Here is an 18,215-nt window from a genome sequence, read left to right on the forward strand (position 1 = left end):
TTTTGGCCGGGGGGTTGGTGCAGGTGGTCAGGCACGCGAGCAATGGCAATCGCGGAGTGTCAAATTAGCCTGATGCAGGCACGATCAAACCTGACGTCAGAAAACAAGACGTTCCGGATTGAGAACCGCCGATAGGAGTTTTTCGCAACCAGTATCTTTTTATGGCTGTGTTCAAGTCTGTCCGCTGGATTCTTGCGCGTCGGCATGCCACTCGATATCGCGTCCGAAAGGCTCGGATGTGAAACGAAAAAGGAAACCACCAATTGTTTAGCTGGGATGAAGTCGCCAAGAACTTCAGGTTGCCTCATGCAATATGGAACAAGAGCAAGCAGGACGAGAACCCTGCCTTCGCATGCAACCGCATTTTCGACGGCGAAGCGAAGATTACCGTGCGCCCGAAATTCACCGTGCCGTCGGACACCAGCTTTTTCACAATCGGATCCTGTTTTGCGCGCAATATCGAGATGGCGCTGATCGATCGTGGGTTGCAGGTCAACAATGCGCTCTACAATTCCAAGGATTTTGCGCAGCGTGAAAACAAATATGGAGATGCCGCGTTACTTCACCGCTTCAACGTGCCGTCAATGAAGCTGGAGATCGACAACTACTCGGGTGGGGATGAAAGGCTTGGTGAGCATCTGATTTTTCCTCTGCCGGAGGAAGGCATGTTCTGGGACAGCAACTATGCCAACAACCAGATGCCGCGGCCTTTTGAAAAAATCGTCGAGGATCGGGCGCATCTGCGGCATTTGATGCGTGAATCTTTGTCGCAAGCGGGTTGCATGATCATCACCCTTGGCCTCTCAGAAGCCTTGTTTGACAACGAGACATCGCTTCCGCTGAACAGCGCTCCACCTGCGCGGTACGCCCGGAAGTCAAACAGGTTCTCGGGCGTCTGGGTGTCCATGGAAGAAGCGCTTGAAGGGCTGGAGGCCATCCGTACCAAAGCAAAGGCGACTGCCGGGGATCAGCTCAAGATTATTGTCACTGTCTCACCCGTGGGGCTGCAACGCAGCTTTACCGGACAGGATGTCGTCGTGGCGAACACGTTGTCGAAGGCGCAGCTTCGAGTGGCGGCGTCGAAGTTTTCAGACGCACACGACGATGTCGACTATTTCCCTTCCTACGAGTTCGTGACCCTGTCCCATCCCAAAACCGCCTGGCAAAACGACAGGCGCCATGTGAAGCTGGCGCTGGTAGAGAAGATCACAAGCCTGTTTTGCGAAACTTACATTGATAAGTAGGCCAGCCCGCCTTTTGGAATGGTGCAAAGAATTCAGTATTGCCGGTCCTGCGCATACAGGATCGGGCCGATCTCGCGAAACAAGCGGTGCACCTTCTCGGGGAAGTCCGGGTGCACAAGCACGATTCAAGATAGGTAGCCGCGGCACTTGCCGCGGAAGTCCATCGACGCCGTCGCGGCGTCGGCCTCGCCTAGTCCTTCCAGGTCGGGTGGAAGCGGTTGCCGGGGGACAGGGTAAAGATCTCGCACCCGTCGGCAGTTACGCCGATGGAATGCTCGAACTGGGCCGAGAGTGAGCGGTCGCGGGTGACGGCGGTCCAGTCGTCGGACAGCACTTTGGTTTCGGGGCGGCCGAGGTTCACCATCGGCTCGATCGTGAAGAACATGCCTTCCTCGAGCGTGGGACCTGTCCCGGCGCGACCATAGTGCAGGACGTTGGGGGGCGCGTGGAACACCCGGCCCAGGCCGTGGCCGCAGAAGTCGCGCACCACGCTCATGCGCTGGCCTTCGACGAAGCTCTGGATGGCGTGGCCGATATCGCCGAAGGTGTTGCCGGGCTTCACCGCCTCGATCCCCTTCAACAGGCTGTCATGGGTGATCTGGATCAGGCGTTCGATCTTGCGGTTGCGTTTTCCCGCGACATACATGCGGGAGGTATCGCCGTACCAGCCGTCGACGATCACGGTGACGTCGATGTTCAGGATATCGCCATCCTTCAGCTTCTTGTCGCCGGGGATGCCGTGGCAGACCACGTGGTTGACGCTGATGCAACTGGCGTGCTGATACCCCTTGTAGCCGATGGTGGCGGATTTCGCGCCGGCCTCGGTCACCTTGTCCTCGATGAACTTGTCCAGGACGGCGGTGGTCTGGCCCACTTCGACAAGGTCGGCGACCTGGTCCAATATCTCGGCGGCCAGCGCACCGGCCTTGTGCATGCCGGCGAAATCCGCCCTCTCGTGGATGCGGATGCCGTCGCGGGTCAGTCTGCCTCGGTGTTGTTCGTTCACGTCTGGGTCCATGCGAGTCAATTCTTTGAGGTGTATGTAGGCTGAATTCGGCCCGAGAACCAGAGGGGCAGGTCATCGCAGGGGCAATGTGCGCCGAATTTCGACCTCTTCGGGGGTAATTGCACAATCATAGGCCAGAACCTCGACCCCGGCGAGGCGGGCCATGACCAGCGCCTCGGCATAGGTGGGGTCTATGTCGGCGGCCACGGTCAGGCGCGTGCAGTCGGTGCGCTGGACGAGGTAGAAGAGCATGGCGCGGTTGCCTGCGCGGGCCATTTCCGCCAGTTCGTGCAGGTGCTTGGCGCCGCGGGCGGTGACGCTGTCGGGAAACTCGGCAAGCCCCTGTTCGCGCGACAGGGTGACGGATTTGACCTCGACATAGGCGTCGGGCAGGTCCGCGCCGCGCAGAAGAAAGTCGATCCGGCTGTTTTCCCCGTATTTCTGTTCGGGCAGGACGGTTTCATAGGCGGCAAGCTCGGGGATGTCGCCGGCCATCAACGCGGCCTTGAGGGCCTTGTTCGGCAGGCCGGTGTCGACGCCGGTGAAATGCCCGTGCCCATGATCGACCAGCCGCCAGCCGTATTTCAGCTTTTTCTTCGGGTCGTCGTTGGGTTCGACCCAGATGCGCATTCCTTCGTCCGCCAGCCCCATCATCGAGCCGGGATTGGCGCAATGGGCCGTGACCTCGCGCCCGTCCGCCAGCCGGATATCGGCGAGGAAGCGTTTGTAGCGGCGGATCAGCGTGGCCGGTTCAAGAGGGGTTTGAAAGCGCATCGGCCATGCCTATACCGGAGCAAGACCTGCCGCAAGGAGAGCCGCCATGCCCAACCCAACCGCCGCGATGCTGGTGATCGGTGACGAGATCCTGTCGGGCCGCACGCGCGATGCCAACATGCATCACCTCGCGGGCCGTCTGACCGAGCATGGGATCGACCTGAAAGAGGTGCGCGTGGTGGCGGATGACCCGGGCGCCATACAAGAGGCGGTCAAGGCGCTGTCGGGGGCGTATGATCACCTGTTCACCTCGGGCGGGATCGGGCCCACCCATGACGACATCACCGCCGAGAACGTGGCGGCGGCCCTCGGCCTGCCCATCGGGGTGCGTGACGATGCGCGGGCCATCCTGGAGACGCATTACGAGAAGCAGGGGCTGGAGATCAACGAGGCGCGGCTGCGCATGGCGCGGGTGCCGGAGGGTGCCACGCTGATCGACAACCCGGTGAGCGGGGCGCCGGGATTCACCCTCGAGAACGTGCATGTGATGGCAGGCGTGCCCAAGATCTTCGAGGCGATGGTCGAGGGGCTGTTGCCGACGCTGACGGGCGGGCAGCCGGTGGTGTCGCAGACCTTGCGCGTCGAACGCGGCGAAGGCGACATCGCGGGGCCGCTGGGCGCATTGGCGGAGCGGTATGACGCACTGTCCTTCGGGTCGTACCCGTTTATCGTGAACGGCAGGTTCGGGGTGAACGTGGTGATCCGGGGACAGGACGAGGCGGAGGTGACACGCGCGATGCAAGAGTTGGAAAAGGCGTTTCCGGCATGAGCGGGCTGCCCGATGCCAGGACGCTTTATGCCGTGACGGAGGCCTCCTGGCCCGCCGCCGAGATGTTTGACGCGGGGCCGTGGACCCTGCGCGAGGGCAGGGGCGGCGGCAAACGCGTCTCGGCATCGACGCTGCGCGAGCCGGGCAAGCCCGTGACACGCGACGCGCTGCCCGAGGCCGAGGAGAAGATGCGCGAGATGGGGCAGGACCTGCTGTTCATGATCCGGCATGGCGACGAGTCGCTGGATGCGATGCTGCGGGCCGCCGGGTACGACGTGATCGACCCGGTGAACATGTATGTCTGCCCGGTCGCCACGCTGACCGCCGAGGACCCGCCGCCGGTGACGACCTTTGACCTGTGGGAGCCGATGGCGATCCAGAAGGATATCTGGAAGGAAGGCGGCATCGGGCCGGCGCGGGTTGACGTGATGCGCCGGGTGGAGGGGCCCAAGACCTCGCTTTTCGGGCGGACCGAGAACCGGCCCGCCGCCACCGGGTTTGTCGCGATCTCGGACGGGGTGGCGATGATCCACGCGCTGGAAGTGCGCAAGGGCGAGCGGCGTGGCGGGCTGGGGCGGCACCTGACGCATCATGCGGCGCATTGGGCCGCCGGGCAGGGGGCCACGCATGTGAGCGTGCTGTGCACCATCGCCAACGATGCGGCCAACGCGCTCTACTCTTCCCTAGGGATGACGCTTGTGGGACAGTACCATTACCGTATCAAGAAGGATGCCCGCACCACATGAGCCAGGATGATCTGCCCACCGCCCTGAACCTGCCGATGGCGGACCCGCTGCCCGAGGACACGCGGAAGTATTTCGATGTCTGCCAGGACAAGCTGGGCATGATCCCGAACGTGCTGCGGGCCTATGCGTTCGATATCGAGAAGCTGAACGCCTTCACGGCGATGTATAACGAGCTGATGCTGGGTGACAGTGGCCTGAGCAAGCTGGAGCGGGAGATGATCGCGGTGGTGGTCAGTTCGATCAACCGCTGCTGGTATTGCCAGGTGGCGCATGGGGCCGCGGTGCGCGCGCTCTCCGGCGACCCGAGCTTGGGCGAGGCGATGGTGATGAACTGGCGGGCCGCCGATCTGGACGCGCGGCAGACGGCGATGCTGGAGTTCGCCGAGAAGGTCACCAAGGCCAGTGCCGAGACGGTGGAGGCGGACCGGCAGGCGTTGCGCGATGCGGGCTTTTCCGAGCGCGATATCTGGGACATTGCCGCCGTCGTGGGGTTCTTCAGCATGTCGAACCGGATGGCCAGCGCGGTGGGCATGAAGCCCAATCCCGACTATCACGGACAGGCCCGCTAGACAGTGGGGCCGCGGGCGACAACTTTGGGAATTGCGCTGGGCCTTTGGGCTGCTGGTGGCGTCGGGGCGCTGGAGCTGACCTTGCCGCAGGGCGCCACGATGACCCGGGAGGTGCGCCGCGCCGCCGAAGCCTATCTTGTGCCGACGGATGTCTATGCCGACGGGCAGATCCCGGCGATCGACGCCGAAGGGTTTTTCCTGCAACAGGCGTGGCGGCTGGATGCGCCGGGGCTGACCAGCCTGCAATTGCAGCGGCCCTTGCGGCGGCAGATCGTAGAGGCGGGATATTCCATCATGCTGGACTGTGCCGCGCGGGAATGCGGCGGCTTCGATTTCCGGTTCAACACGCCCGTTCTGCCCGCGCCGGACATGTTCGTGGACCTGCGCGACTATCGCTTCCTGTCGGCCCGCAAGGAGGGCGATGACGGCGTGTCGGACTACGTGACCGTGGTGGTCAGCCAGGTGTCGGGCAGCGGCTATATCCAGGTGATCCGGCTGGCGCAGTCCGAGGCCGCGACCGGGAACCTGTCTGCCGAGGACGGTGCGGCAGGGCCGGAGACGGTGACAACCGGCGCCGTGCCGGACGCGGCCACAGGGCCCCTGGCGGAGCGACTGACGCAGACCGGGCACGCGGTTTTGTCGGACCTCGATTTCGAGACCGGCACGGTGTCCTTGGGTCCCGGCCCGCACCCGTCCTTGCAGGCGCTGGCGGCGTTTCTGCGAGAAGACCCCGAGCGGCGCGTGGCGCTGGTGGGCCATACCGACACGGTCGGCACGCTGGAGAACAATACCGCGCTGTCGCGGCGCCGCGCGGCGGCCGTGCTGGAGCGGCTGGTGTCGGAGTATGACATCCCGCGCGTCCAGCTGGAGGCGGAGGGGATGGGATATCTTGCGCCCGTCGCCTCGAACCTGACGGATGCGGGGCGTGAGGCCAACCGGCGGGTGGAGGCGGTGCTGCTCAATACCGAGTGAGGCAAGGGGCCGAGAGGGCGGGATTTGAGTATTTTTGGCAAGAAAAAGCCGGGAGCGGTCTTCGAGGCCGGGATGGAGAGCCCGGTGGGACCTTTACGGGTGACGAGCGACGGGGCGTCGATTGTCGGTTTGGGCTGGGGGCAGGCCGGGGCGTCGGAGGCGCGGCCTGAACTGGAAGCGGCCTGCGCGCAGCTGGAGGCCTATTTCGAGGGCCGCTTGAAGACGTTCGATTTGCCGCTGGCCCCCGCAGGGTCGGACTTTCAGCGCGAGGTCTGCGCCGCGATGCTGGCGATACCGTGGGGCGAGACCCGCGAGTACGGCGATATCGCCAAGGTGCTGGGCGTGCCGGCGCAAGCGGTGGGCGGGGCGTGCGGGGGCAATTCGATCCCGGTGATCATTCCCTGCCACAGGGTCCTGGGCGCCGGAGGGCTGGGCGGCTATTCCGGGGCGGGCGGGATCGAGACCAAGGTCTGGCTGCTGCGCCATGAGGGGGCGGCGGGGCTGTTGCTCTAGCCGTTGCGCTCGGGGATCAGCTGTTGCGCGACGCCTGCGAGTGTCAGGTAGACCGAGGTCACCACGAGACCCCAATGCGCCCAGCTTTCGGGATGGAAATCGACCCAGGCGGCCCATCCGGCGAAGAAGGTCCAGGCGACGATCATCGGCAGGGAAATCCAGCGCCAGCGCTTGGTGCGCACCGGGTGGACGAATTTGAGCGGCAGGAACATCGAGACCGCCAGCAGCGTCACGATGGTGAGAGAGACCCAGAAGTTGGGCTCGATCGCGAAGAGCACGAGCGCCAGCATGTTCCAGCAGCCGGGGAAGCCCGAAAACGAGTTGTCCTTGGTCTTCATCCGCGTGTCGGCGAAATAGAGCGCCGAGGAGTAGGTGATGATGATGATCGCGACCCAGCCGGTCCAGCCGGGCAGCAGGCCGAATTCAAAGAGCGCGAAGGCGGGGATGAACACGTAGGTCAAATAGTCGATGATGAGATCCAGGAGCACGCCGTCGAAGAGCGGGAAGTTGGTCTTTACATCGTATTTGCGCGCCAGAGGCCCGTCGATGCCGTCCGCAGCGAAGGCCACCACCAGCCAGAGGAACATCAGCGACCATTTCTCCTGGATGGCGGCCAGCATCGCCAGCATGGCAAAGACCGCACCCGTGGCGGTCAGCAGGTGCACGAGAAGGGCTTTCATACGCAGGCTCATGGCACCCGTGATGGGGGATCGGGCGCAGGGATGCAATTGCAAATACATGCGTGCGGCGTCTGGTGGAGGCTTTGTGGCTTTGGGCTGACAGGGTCAGGCCTTGCCGGGCGTGCGCGCCTTGGGGTGGGTCTGGTTGTAGACTTCCATCAGGCGGGCGGTGTCGACCGCCGTGTAGGCCTGGGTGGTCGAGAGGGAGGCGTGTCCCAGGAGTTCCTGGATCGCGCGCAGGTCGCCGCCGGCGTTCAGCAGGTGCGTGGCAAAGCTGTGGCGCATGGCGTGGGGCGTGGCGGTGGCGGGCAGGCCAAGCTGCATCCGGACGCTGGCCATGAGTTTCTGCACCGCACGGGGCGAGAGCGCCCCGCCGCGCGCGCCGCGGAAAAGCGGCGTGTCGGGCTCGGTTCGGTAGGGGCAGAGGTCGAGGTAGCGGGCGAGGGCCGTGCGAGCGGGGGCGATGACCGGCACGATGCGTTCCTTGCCGCCCTTGCCGACGATCCGCAGGCTGTCGCCCACGGGCAGGGCGCGGCCCGTCAGGCCAAGCGCCTCGGAGATGCGCAGCCCGCAGCCGTAGAGCAGGGTCACGACCGCCTGGTCGCGGGCGGCGATCCAGGTGGTGGGGTGCTGGGTCTCGGTGGTCTCGATCACGTCGCGCGCGGCGTCGGGCGACAGGGGCCGGGGCAGTTTGCGCTGGAACTTGGGCGCGCGGGCGGCGAGGACCGCCGCCGGGTCAACCCCTTCGCGCTCGGCCAGCCAGCGAAAGAAGCTTTTGACCGCAGAAAGCTTGCGCGCGAGGCTGCGGGCGCCCACGTCGCGGCCCCGTGTGAAGGCCATCCAGGCGCGCATGTCCGACACGGTGAGCTTGGCCAGCGCGCCGAGGCCCTGGGACGCGCCCTTGTGCTCGGTCATGAAGGCGAGGAAATCCGCGACGTCACGGGAATAGGCGTCGAGCGTATGGGGGGAGGCGCCGCGCAGGGATTTGTGATGATCGAGCCAGGCCTGAAGCGCGTCGCGGGCCGCGGCCGAGATCATGACAGCCAGCGGCGCATCGCCCGTTCGAAGATACCCGCGAAGAAGGACAGGAGGTCGGTGCCCTGTTGCGGGCTGAACTGGTGCGGGTCCTCGGAGCCCAGGACCAGCAGGCCGGGCAGGCGGTTTTCGCCGAAATCGAGCAGCAGGCACGCCTCGGAGCGCATGAACTCGGCCTCGCGGCCATAAATGCGGTCGTCGCCCTCGTGAACCTGGCGCAGGGTGACCTGACGCACGGGGCCGGAGTGGCGGGCGCCGAGATAGTGTTCGATGAAGCCGGGTTCGGCCACGGACAGCACGTCGCCCAGTCGCTTGACGGCGGGGTCGTCGTCATTCTGGACGGATTCCAGCACCAGCTTGACGCAGTCGACGCGCAGGATGGTGGCGACGTCGCCGCCGAGATCCTTGAGGAAATCCTCGAACTCGACCGGGTCGAGCATGCGCAGGATGGCGCGGTGCACCTGGTTGGTGCCGGCGAGGTTTTCATAGGCGGCGGCGATGACCGAGCGGTGGGTGTCCTCCAGCCGTTCCAGCCGCGCTTCGAGCCGGTCCATGGCGATGCCGCGCAGGTCGACGATATTGTTGCCCATCGCGCGCTCGTTGGCGGCGATGAGGGCGCGCATAAGGTCCTGATCTTCAAGGATAACATCGGGTTGCGCGATGATGTGGTCGCGCATCTGGTCGTTGATCTCGGGCTTGCTGCTCATGTGTGCCTCTGATTATTTTTAGGAAGCTTATCAGATGCGGCGGGGTGGTGCCGCAATAAATTTCTTGGAAATGGTCGGATTTTTACCCATCGCGTGGCGCTTGGGTGCAGGACCCCAAGACAATTCGGCTCTTGAAATTCGATTGCCTCTTTCAAAAAATCTGCAAGGGCGTCTGTGTTTGAAGCGTCGGTTTTGCAGGACGGAGCGGCCGTTCGTGACGGAGGCGAGCGCCAGCCCCAGGGGTGGCGATCCGACGACAATTCTGAAGCGCTTCATGCCTGCCAAGCACATCCGCGGAAGGATTGTTGCGCCCAGCCTCGGCCAAATCGCCAGCCCAGGGGAGGGGCTGACGATAGCCGGGCCGCTTCGCGGCTGTTAACCGGCTGGGGGCTCGAAATCGACGACACCTCCAAGGCCTCGAAGCTGCCGTAACCGTACATTGGGTCGCAAGCGGTGACGCGCAACCTTCCGCATGACCGCCAGTAGGCCTGCCCGTCGCAGGCCGCCGATTAAAGGATCTTCTGCCCGGTTTTTTCCCAATCCGCCAGGAAGGCCTCCAGCCCCTTGTCGGTCAGCGGGTGCGCGGCCATTTTCTTGATCACGTCCGGCGGCGCGGTCATCACGTCGGCGCCGATCAGGGCCGATTGGGTGGCGTGGTTGACCGTGCGAATCGAGGCGGCGAGGATCTGGGTCTCGTAGCCGTAATTGTCATAGATCGTGCGGATGTCGCCAATGAGGTCCATGCCGTCGAGGTTGATGTCATCCAGACGCCCGATGAAGGGCGAGATGAACGTGGCCCCCGCCTTGGCCGCCAGCAGTGCCTGGTTGGCCGAAAAGCACAGCGTGACGTTGACCATGTTGCCCTCGCCCGCCAGCACCTTGCAGGCCTTCAGCCCGTCCCAGGTGAGGGGGACCTTCACCGCGATGTTGTCGGCGATCTTGGCGAGCTTGCGGCCTTCCTCGATCATCTGGTCGGCCTCGACGGCGACGACCTCGGCCGAGACCGGGCCTTCGACGATGTCGCAGATTTCCTTGGTCACTTCGAGGATGTCGCGGCCCGATTTGAGGATCAGCGAGGGGTTGGTGGTGACGCCGTCGACCATGCCAAGCTCGTTCAGTTCCTTGATGGCGTCGACGTCGGCGGTGTCTACGAAGAATTTCATCTCGAAAGGCCCTCTCTTGGCCGCGTTGGGGTTTCCTGTCGGATGCTTTACCTCATAAGGTATGCGCCCGAAACCCCTGTCCCGGGCCTGACCCGGGACCTCGTGACGAAGGTCGCCGTTTTTGACGTATTCCGGTGCAAGTTTTTTCGAGACCGGCCAGTTGGTGGGCGTTCTGACGACGCAGCCGCTGGGCCGTGTGCTGGATTACAAGGCGCCGGAAGGCGGGTGTCATCTTGGCGCGTTCGTCGAGGTGCCGCTGGGGCCGCGCAAGGTGCTGGGCGTGGTCTGGGGCGCAGGGGCCGGGGATTATGACATCAGCAAGGTGCGGTCGGTCATTCGCGTGCTGGACGCGGCGCCGATGCGCGAGGAATTGCAGGCGTTCATCCGGAAGGCCGCCGATTATACGCTGACGCCGCTGCCCGCGATGCTGCGGCTGGCGACGCGCGCGCCGGGGCTGGGCGATCCGCCGTCGATGCAGAAGATCTATCGCCTGGGCGAGGGGCGGCCCGACCGCGAGACCGAGGCGCGGCGCAAGGTGATCGCCGTGCTGGAGGAGTATGGCGGGCTGGGGTTCACCCTGAAGGAAGTGAGCGACATTGCCGGGGTGACGTCCTCGGTCGTGAAGGGGTTGGTGAAACAGGGGGTCGTGCGCGAAGAGGACACGCCGCGGGATGCGCCGTTCCCGAGGCTCGATCCGGCGCGACCGGGGGCGGAACTGACCGAGGATCAGGCGGTGGCGGCGGAGGCATTGAGGGCCGGGCTGCGCGAGGGGGTGTTCGGCACGACCCTGCTGCGCGGTGTCACCGGGTCGGGCAAGACGGAAGTGTACCTGGAGGCCGTGGCGGAATGCATCGCGCAGGGGCGGCAGGCGCTGGTGCTGTTGCCGGAGATCGCGCTGACGTCGGAATTCCTGACGCGGGTGCAGGCGCGGTTCGGGGTGAAGCCGGCCGAGTGGCATTCGGGCGTCACCATGACCGAGCGGCGGCGCATCTGGAAGATGGTGGGCCAGGGGCAGTGCCAGCTGGTGGTGGGCGCGCGGTCGGCGCTGTTCCTGCCGTTTCAGGACCTCGGCCTGATCGTCGTCGATGAAGAGCACGACACCTCCTACAAGCAGGAGGACGGGGTTCTTTACAATGCCCGCGACATGGCGGTGCTGCGCGGCAGCCTGTGTGCGGCGCAGGTGGTGCTGGCCTCGGCCACGCCGAGCCTCGAGACATGGGCCAATGCGGAGGCCGGCAAGTACCGGCGGCTGGACCTGACGGCGCGGTTCGGGCCGGCGGTGATGCCGGAGCTGCGCGCGGTGGACATGCGCGACGAGCGGCTGGCCAGCAATGCGTGGGTTTCACCCACCCTACGGGCGGCCGTCGACGCGCGACTGGCAAAGGGCGAGCAGTCGCTGTTGTTCCTCAATCGGCGGGGCTATGCGCCGGTGACGATCTGCCGGGCCTGCGGGCACCAGGTGGGGTGCGATCATTGCGACGCGCGGATGGTGGAGCACCGGTTCCTGAAGCGGCTGGTCTGTCACCAGTGCGGCGAGACCAAGCCGATGCCCGAAGCCTGCCCGGCCTGCGAGGTGGAGGGCAAGCTGGCCGCCGTGGGCCCCGGCGTGGAGCGGATGACGGAAGAGGCGGTGGCGCTGTTCCCCGAGGCGCGGGTGGCGACGCTGTCGTCGGACATGTTCGGGTCTGCCCGGGCGCTGAAGGCGCAGATCGAGGAGATCGCGGCGGGGGGCGCGGATATCATCGTTGGCACGCAACTTGTGGCGAAGGGGCACAACTTTCCCAATCTCACATTGGTCGGCGTGATCGACGCCGATCTGGGCTTGCAGGGATCGGATCTGCGGGCCGCCGAGCGGACGTTCCAGCTGATGCGGCAGGTGGCGGGGCGCGCGGGGCGGGCCGAGAAGGCGGGGGTGGCGCTGTTGCAGACCTTCCAGCCCGAGCATCCGGTGATCCGGGCGATCCTGACGGGGGATGAGGAAGGGTTCTGGCGGGCCGAGGCCGGGGAGCGGCAGCACGCGGGCGTGCCGCCATTCGGTCGGATGGCCGGGATCATCCTGTCGTCGACCGACATGCAGGAGGCGTTCGATATCGGCAACGCCTTGGCGCGGAACGATGGCCCGATCCGGGCCGTGGGGGCGCAGGTGTTCGGGCCGGCGCCGGCGCCAATCGCGCGGGTGCGGGGGCGGCATCGGGTGCGGCTGCTGGTGAAGGCGCCGAAGGGCGTGGCGTTGCAAGGGGCGCTGGCGCAGTGGATTGCGCCGGTGAAGGGGTCGACCCAGTTCCGGCTGGCGGTGGATATCGATCCGCAGAGTTTCATGTGAGCGTATCGCGGGAGGTCCCGGATCGGGTCCGGGACGGGGTGGGGGCGTTGCGTGGTCCGCGTGGGTTTTCACCCACCCTACGCGGGTTGTGCGCCCACGCCATGCTGGTCCACCAGGAAATCGGTCATCATCGCACCGATCCACATAGAGAAGAGCGCCAGCCACGCGGTGCCGGCGAAGATCGAGGCCCCCGTGACGCCGTTTCCGATCGAGCAGCCCCCGGCCAGCATCGCGCCGAAGCCCATCATCAGCGCGCCGGTCATCATGCGGCGCATGTTGGCGGCGTCCTCGAACCCCTGGAAGCTGAGTTCGCGGTTGACGTACGAAGCGAGGAAGGCGCCGAGGAACACGCCCGGCACGAGGCCGATGTCGAAGTTCAGCACCGGGTCGGAGACGAGGAAGAACATCAGCGTATTGGCCGAGGGGCCGCTGAACGTGGCGCTTTCCACCGAGACGGGATCGAAGCTGACCTGCGCCAGCGCGAAGGTCGACACCCACCCCACTGCGACGGCGAAGCCCACGCCGGAGGCGAAGACCACGCGCGCGGCCCCGATGCGGTTGCGGCGCGCCACGACGAGGGCGAGCACGGCAAAGGCAAGGCCGATCAGCAGGCCGCTGTAGGCCGGCAGGCCGAGTGTGCTGAGCAGGTCTATGTTGTGGCCGCCTTGGGTGGTCCAGAGCGCGGCCAGTTGCGTGCGCAGGTCCGAGAGCATTCCCGACAGGCTCATTTGCGCCGCGACGGCAAAGACGAGGCCGGTGGTGATGGCCCGCAGGTTGCCGGTGGCCGCGAGCACAAGAAGGCGACCGGGACAGCCGCGCGCCAGCACCATGCCCGCGCCGAAGATCAGCCCGCCGATCACCGCGCCGGACCAGCTGCCGGGGATGGCCATCATGCGGGCGTCCGACGCGCGGAAGAGACCGAGCAGCCGCGCGCCCTGCACCCAGACGACGGCGGTCGAGAAGGTCAGGAACCACACCGCGATGCGGTCGCCCATGCGGCCCCGGGCGAATTCCACCGACGCCGCACGCAGGCAGAAGCGAGAGCGTTGTGCCGCGACGCCGAAGATCACGCCGGTGAGCAGACCCAAGAGCGCCGCTGCCGGTGCTTCGCCGATCCATTCCACGAGGGCGAGAACGTCCATGACCCGTGCCTTTCGGTTTCAGGCGGTCGTGCCACGGGGGCGGGCCTGCTGCCTTGATCCAGATCAGGCCGCGTATTTTTGCACAGTCGCCTTGCAGTCGAAGCAATGGTCAAAGCGGAAAGATGGGCGTAAAGCATGAGGATGGCGAGGACATACCCCCTTGAACTGGCGCGGGAGCTGCCGATCTGGCGACGGCCCGTGGCGCTGCTGTTCCTGATGGCTGCGGCGATGCCGCTGGCCTTTGCGACGTGGTCGGCGCTGCTCAACAACTTCGTCATCGAGGCGGCGGAGTTCGACGGCTCGGATATCGGTTGGTTGCACACGGTGCGGGAGATCCCCGGATTCCTGGCCATCGGGGTGATCGCCATCATCATCTTCATGCGCGAGCAGACGCTGGCACTGGTGTCGCTGATTCTTCTGGGCGTGGCGACGACGATCACGGCATGGTTTCCCAGCTTGGGCGGGATCCTGACGATCACGATGCTGAGCTCGATCGGGTTTCACTATTTCGAGACGGTGAACCAGTCGTTGCAGCTGCAATGGCTGAAGAAGGAGCGCGCGCCGCAGATGCTGGGCTGGCTGCTGGCCGCCGGGTCGGGCACGACGCTGGTGGCTTACGTGCTGATCGTGATGACGTGGGAGACGCTGGATCTGAGCTACAACACCGTCTACATGATCGCGGGCGGGGCGACGGTACTGATCGCGCTCTACTGTGTCTTCGCGTTCCCGCAATTCGAGGCGCCCAACCCGCAGATCAAGAAGATGGTGCTGCGGCGGCGATACTGGCTGTATTATGCACTGCAGTTCATGTCGGGGGCGCGGCGGCAGATCTTCATCGTGTTCGCGGGCTTCATGATGGTCGAGAAGTTCGGCTTCGAGGTGCACGAGGTTACCGCGCTCTACCTGATCAACCTTGTGGCCAACATGGTGTTCGCACCGCTGATGGGCCGCGCGGTGCATGTGTTCGGGGAACGGGCGACGCTGCTCTTTGAGTATGCGGGGCTGGCGCTGGTCTTTTTACTCTATGGCGGGCTCTACTTCTTTAGCTGGGGCGTGGTGCTGGCGGCGACGCTTTACGTGGTGGACCACATGCTGTTTGCGCTGGCGCTGGCGCTGAAGACCTATTTCCAGAAGATCGCCGATCCGGGGGATATCGCGCCCACCGCGGCGGTGGCGTTCACGATCAACCATATCGCCGCCGTCTTCCTGCCCGCCGCGCTGGGCTACCTCTGGCTGGTGTCGCCGGTGGCGGTGTTCGTGATGGCCGCCGCGATGGCCGGCGTGTCATTTATCCTTGCGATGCTTGTTCCCCGTCACCCCGAACCGGGGTATGAGACGATCCTGACCGCCCGGGCGCCCGCCCCGGCGGAGTGATCTGATCGACAAGGGAGGCTTCATGCCCACATTCACCGCTTTGACGACCCTGCCCGGCAAATCCGAGGCCGAAGCCCTGGGCGAGGCGCTGGAACGTCTGACACCGGAGCCCACGGGCGTTGGCGTGTTCGAGCTGGAGGACGGCTCTGGCCTGTGGGAAGTGGGCGGCTATTTCGAGGCGGAACCGGATGCGGCGGGGCTGGCGCTGCTGGCGTCGATGCACGGTGCCAAGGATTTCATCGTGTCCGAACTGCCGGAAACGGACTGGGTCGCCAAGGTGAAGCGGGAACTGACGCCGGTGGTGGCGGGGCGGTTCTTTGTCTATGGCAGTCACGATGCCGACAAGGTGCCCGAGGATGCGCTGCCGCTTCTGATCGAGGCGTCGATGGCGTTCGGCACCGGGCATCACGGCACGACGCTGGGCTGTCTGAAGGCGCTGGACCGGTTGAACGCGGATCAAGGCCCGCTGGACAGCGTGCTGGATCTGGGCTGCGGCACCGCCGTGCTGGCGATGGCGGCGGCGCGGGTCTGGCCCGACGCGACGATCCTTGCCAGTGACATCGACGCGGTCGCGGTCGAGGTGGCGGAGATCAACGTGGCGGCCAACGATCTTGTGGGCCGGGTGACTTGCCTGGAGGCCGAAGGGCTGGAGCATCCGGGCATTGCCGGGGCGGCGCCGTTCGACCTGGTCTTCGCGAATATCCTGAAAGCGCCCCTGATCGCGCTGGCGCCGGGAATCACCCATGCGCTGAAGCCCGGGGGGTACGTGATTCTATCCGGCATTCTGAATGAACAGGCCGACGAGGTTGCGGCGGTTTATGGCGAGGCCGGAAACAGTGTCGTATCGCGCGAACAGATTGGTGAGTGGACGACGATAATAACCCGCAAAAGTGTTTGAAAACGCTTGTAAAAAAAGTTTTTTAAAGGCAGCTGCCCCACAATTGCCACATTTCAAACCTAGTTTCATCAACAAGGGAACGGGGATGAACAGAGTTTGGGAACGCTGCCATGACCAATGCGACCGACAACTATCAGGGCTTCGATGCCCGTCTGAAAAAGATCGACCGCAACCGGGCTCGACTGGCCAACGGCTATTCCGCCAAGGTGACGCGCGAAGGCCTGATCGTTTTCCGCCCCAAGCCCCGCGCGCGGGGCTTTTCGGTCCGCGGTCTGGCGTTCCTGGTTCTGGGCGTGTTCCTGTTCAAGGCGATGATCCTGGCGCATCTGGGCAGCACGATCTACGACCAGCGCGTTGACGCGCTGAAATCCGGCACCGTGGTCGAACAGGCCGGCGCCTTCGTGATGCAGAAGGACCAGGTGTCCAGCGTGATCGCGCAGTACCTGCGCCCCTTCGTGAAGTAACGTTCCTTTACGTCTGGCCTCTCTGCCCTCCAAAGACGCTTCTCGGAACACGAAAAGCCCTGCACGTTGATCACGTGCAGGGCTTTTTGCTGTCCGGCGCAGGGAGGGGACGCCGGGCGGGGGCGATCCGGGATTAGCGGATCGCGCGTTCGATGTCGCCGCGCGACAGGCCGATATCGTCCAGCTCGCGGTCGGAAAGGCGGCTGAGCGCGTTGCGGGTGACGCGGGCGTCGTTCCAGGCGGAGACGGTTGCGAGGATGCGCGCGAAGATGGAGCCGAAATGGGCGCCGTGGTGCACGCTGCGGGTTGTGTCGATTGCAGCCATTGTCATGGTCCTTGATATAAGTCGGTTCGTTTCTTGTTCTGTGGCTGGAGTTAGGAGGTTCGGCGGAGTCGGACAACACGCATTTTCCGCATAGTCACTATGCAGGCATTGCATGGGTTGATTTATCTTAACGTCATGTTAATGCTTTATTTTTCCTGTTCATATATTGTGCGGGGAGGGGGCGAGGCGGTGTGATCCGCGCGCAGCGCAGGGCGCGGAAGGGTGGTTTTGCGCGTGGAAGTGCTTGGCGTTTGTTCTTGTTTCGTGCTAGGGCGTTGAAAAACAAGCAAGGGCGGGCAGTGCAGATGCGGGTCATCGGGATCGATCCGGGCCTACGCAACCTCGGGTGGGGCGTGATCGACATGGAAGGCAGCCGCCTGACCCATGTGGCGAACGGGATTTGCCACGGGGACGGGGGCACGCTGGCGGCGCGGCTGTTGTCGCTGCACGGTCAACTTACGGATATCATTGAAAAATATGCGCCCGGCGCGGCGGCGGTGGAGCAGACCTTCGTCAACAAGGACGGGGCCGGCACGCTGAAGCTGGGACAGGCGCGGGGCATCGCGCTGCTGGTGCCGGCGCAGTTCGGGCTGGATGTGGGCGAATACGCCCCCAACACGGTGAAGAAGACGGTGGTGGGCGTGGGCCATGCCGGCAAGGACCAGGTGGCGCACATGGTGCGCGTGCAACTGCCGGGGGTCGAGCTGGCCGGGGCGGACGCCGCCGACGCGCTGGCCATTGCCATCTGTCACGCGCATCACGGGCCTGCACGAGTGCTGAAAGAGAAGGTGCGCGCATGATCGGGCGGATCGCGGGACGCATCGATTACCGCGCCGCCGATCACGTGCTGATTGACGTGAAGGGGGTCGGGTATCTCGTCTATTGCTCGGACCGGACGCTGGCGGCGCTGCCGGGGGCGGGCGAGCATGTGGCGCTATATACCGACCTTCTGGTGCGCGAGGACCTGTTGCAGCTTTATGGCTTCACCTCGCTGGTCGAGAAGGAATGGCACCGCCTGCTGATGAGCGTGCAGGGGATCGGGGCGAAGGCGTCGCTGGCGATCCTGGGCACGCTGGGACCGGATGGCGTGGGCCGGGCGATTGCCTTGGGCGACGTGAACGCGGTGAAGGCGGCCAAGGGGATCGGCCCCAAGACGGCGCAGCGCGTGGTGATCGAACTGAAGGACAAGGCGCCGGAAGTGATGGCGATGGGCGCGAGCGCGTCGGTCGCCGCGCCGGAGGTGGTCGCGGACGAGGGTGAGGTGATCGAGGCGCCGGTGGCAAAGCCCGCGCCCGCCAAGGCCCCGGACGGCGCGGCGCAGGCCGAGGCGCTGTCGGCGCTGACGAACCTCGGATACGGCCCCGGCGAGGCGGCGGGCGCGGTGGCGCAGGCGGCGGGCGAGATGCCCGAGGCGGCGACGGCGGACCTCATTCGCGCCGCGCTGAAGCTGTTGGCGCCGAAGGGATGACAGGCCATGCGCTCATCAGGCCTTGCGGCCTGCCGCGCGGACG

At 65.2% G+C, this 18,215-nt stretch carries 20 protein-coding genes; 12 read left to right on the forward strand and 8 right to left on the reverse strand.

Going from position 1 to position 18,215, the window contains the following annotated elements; all coding sequences use genetic code 11:
• Positions 1-263: 263 nt before the first annotated feature.
• On the forward strand, positions 264-1,244 hold the full coding sequence (locus RBB18_RS20715; protein WP_170067204.1) for a GSCFA domain-containing protein: 981 nt from the start codon (positions 264-266) through the stop codon (positions 1,242-1,244).
• A gap of 190 nt (positions 1,245-1,434) precedes the next feature.
• Here RBB18_RS20715 and map read toward each other — a convergent pair whose 3' ends face one another.
• Positions 1,435-2,250, reverse strand: a complete 816-nt coding sequence (gene map / locus RBB18_RS20720; RefSeq protein WP_306111319.1) for a type I methionyl aminopeptidase — start codon at positions 2,248-2,250, stop codon at positions 1,435-1,437.
• Positions 2,251-2,322: 72 nt separating this feature from the next.
• A complete protein-coding gene (gene sfsA, locus RBB18_RS20725; protein ID WP_306111318.1) occupies positions 2,323-3,024 on the reverse strand; it encodes a DNA/RNA nuclease SfsA in 702 nt (233 codons plus the stop codon).
• A 46-nt stretch (positions 3,025-3,070) separates the two neighbouring features.
• Between sfsA and RBB18_RS20730 the strand changes: the two genes are divergently transcribed.
• The 5 genes from RBB18_RS20730 to RBB18_RS20750 all read left to right on the forward strand — a co-directional run bounded on the left by RBB18_RS20730 (position 3,071) and on the right by RBB18_RS20750 (position 6,593).
• Positions 3,071-3,793 (forward strand): molybdopterin-binding protein, encoded by a 723-nt coding sequence (locus RBB18_RS20730; RefSeq protein WP_306111317.1) that lies wholly within the window; start codon positions 3,071-3,073, stop codon positions 3,791-3,793.
• A complete protein-coding gene (locus tag RBB18_RS20735) occupies positions 3,790-4,539 on the forward strand; it encodes a GNAT family N-acetyltransferase (RefSeq protein WP_306111316.1) in 750 nt (249 codons plus the stop codon). The genes RBB18_RS20730 and RBB18_RS20735 overlap by 4 nt, the downstream gene beginning before the upstream one ends.
• Positions 4,536-5,108 carry a peroxidase-related enzyme gene (locus RBB18_RS20740; RefSeq protein WP_103763393.1) on the forward strand — a complete coding sequence of 191 codons (573 nt, stop codon included), beginning with the start codon at positions 4,536-4,538 and terminating at the stop codon, positions 5,106-5,108. The genes RBB18_RS20735 and RBB18_RS20740 overlap by 4 nt, the downstream gene beginning before the upstream one ends.
• Positions 5,109-5,132: 24 nt before the next feature.
• On the forward strand, positions 5,133-6,080 hold the full coding sequence (locus RBB18_RS20745; protein ID WP_306111315.1) for an OmpA family protein: 948 nt from the start codon (positions 5,133-5,135) through the stop codon (positions 6,078-6,080).
• 72 nt (positions 6,081-6,152) lie between these two features.
• Positions 6,153-6,593: a methylated-DNA--[protein]-cysteine S-methyltransferase gene (locus RBB18_RS20750; protein WP_371931684.1), complete on the forward strand. Its 441-nt coding sequence runs from the start codon at positions 6,153-6,155 to the stop codon at positions 6,591-6,593.
• Here RBB18_RS20750 and RBB18_RS20755 read toward each other — a convergent pair.
• The 4 genes from RBB18_RS20755 to fsa all read right to left on the reverse strand — a co-directional run bounded on the left by RBB18_RS20755 (position 6,590) and on the right by fsa (position 10,178).
• A complete protein-coding gene (locus tag RBB18_RS20755) occupies positions 6,590-7,285 on the reverse strand; it encodes a phosphatidylcholine/phosphatidylserine synthase (RefSeq protein WP_306112626.1) in 696 nt (231 codons plus the stop codon). The genes RBB18_RS20750 and RBB18_RS20755 overlap by 4 nt on opposite strands.
• A gap of 93 nt (positions 7,286-7,378) precedes the next feature.
• Complete coding sequence (locus tag RBB18_RS20760) at positions 7,379-8,311, reverse strand: tyrosine recombinase XerC (RefSeq protein WP_306112627.1); 933 nt, start codon at positions 8,309-8,311, stop codon at positions 7,379-7,381.
• A complete protein-coding gene (locus tag RBB18_RS20765) occupies positions 8,308-9,015 on the reverse strand; it encodes a DUF484 family protein (RefSeq protein ID WP_103763397.1) in 708 nt (235 codons plus the stop codon). Before RBB18_RS20765 ends, RBB18_RS20760 begins: the two co-directional genes overlap by 4 nt.
• Before the next feature lie 509 nt (positions 9,016-9,524).
• Positions 9,525-10,178 carry a fructose-6-phosphate aldolase gene (gene fsa, locus RBB18_RS20770; protein WP_274592974.1) on the reverse strand — a complete coding sequence of 218 codons (654 nt, stop codon included), beginning with the start codon at positions 10,176-10,178 and terminating at the stop codon, positions 9,525-9,527.
• Positions 10,179-10,299: 121 nt separating this feature from the next.
• On the opposite strand from fsa, the gene RBB18_RS20775 reads away from it, so the two are divergent.
• A complete protein-coding gene (locus tag RBB18_RS20775; protein WP_306121273.1) occupies positions 10,300-12,501 on the forward strand; it encodes a primosomal protein N' in 2,202 nt (733 codons plus the stop codon).
• 77 nt (positions 12,502-12,578) lie between these two features.
• Here the strand turns inward: RBB18_RS20775 and RBB18_RS20780 are convergent, their stop codons facing one another.
• Positions 12,579-13,643, reverse strand: coding sequence for a YeeE/YedE family protein (locus tag RBB18_RS20780; RefSeq protein ID WP_306112480.1), 1,065 nt, complete (start codon positions 13,641-13,643; stop codon positions 12,579-12,581).
• A gap of 141 nt (positions 13,644-13,784) precedes the next feature.
• Between RBB18_RS20780 and RBB18_RS20785 the strand changes: the two genes are divergently transcribed.
• The 3 genes from RBB18_RS20785 to RBB18_RS20795 all read left to right on the forward strand — a co-directional run bounded on the left by RBB18_RS20785 (position 13,785) and on the right by RBB18_RS20795 (position 16,379).
• Positions 13,785-15,017, forward strand: a complete 1,233-nt coding sequence (locus RBB18_RS20785; RefSeq protein WP_306112479.1) for an MFS transporter — start codon at positions 13,785-13,787, stop codon at positions 15,015-15,017.
• 22 nt (positions 15,018-15,039) lie between these two features.
• A complete protein-coding gene (locus RBB18_RS20790) occupies positions 15,040-15,915 on the forward strand; it encodes a 50S ribosomal protein L11 methyltransferase (protein WP_306112478.1) in 876 nt (291 codons plus the stop codon).
• 110 nt (positions 15,916-16,025) lie between these two features.
• Positions 16,026-16,379, forward strand: coding sequence for a hypothetical protein (locus RBB18_RS20795; RefSeq protein ID WP_103763403.1), 354 nt, complete (start codon positions 16,026-16,028; stop codon positions 16,377-16,379).
• Positions 16,380-16,512: 133 nt separating this feature from the next.
• Here the strand turns inward: RBB18_RS20795 and RBB18_RS20800 are convergent, their stop codons facing one another.
• A complete protein-coding gene (locus RBB18_RS20800; protein WP_103763404.1) occupies positions 16,513-16,704 on the reverse strand; it encodes a DUF1127 domain-containing protein in 192 nt (63 codons plus the stop codon).
• Positions 16,705-17,009: 305 nt separating this feature from the next.
• Between RBB18_RS20800 and ruvC the strand changes: the two genes are divergently transcribed.
• Positions 17,010-17,504 (forward strand): crossover junction endodeoxyribonuclease RuvC, encoded by a 495-nt coding sequence (gene ruvC, locus RBB18_RS20805; protein WP_103763405.1) that lies wholly within the window; start codon positions 17,010-17,012, stop codon positions 17,502-17,504.
• Positions 17,501-18,172 (forward strand): Holliday junction branch migration protein RuvA, encoded by a 672-nt coding sequence (gene ruvA / locus RBB18_RS20810; protein ID WP_103763406.1) that lies wholly within the window; start codon positions 17,501-17,503, stop codon positions 18,170-18,172. The genes ruvC and ruvA overlap by 4 nt, the downstream gene beginning before the upstream one ends.
• The last annotated feature ends 43 nt before the right edge of the window (positions 18,173-18,215 follow it).

Source organism: Roseovarius sp. MMSF_3298 (assembly GCF_030733705.1).
Taxonomy (GTDB): domain Bacteria; phylum Pseudomonadota; class Alphaproteobacteria; order Rhodobacterales; family Rhodobacteraceae; genus Roseovarius; species Roseovarius confluentis.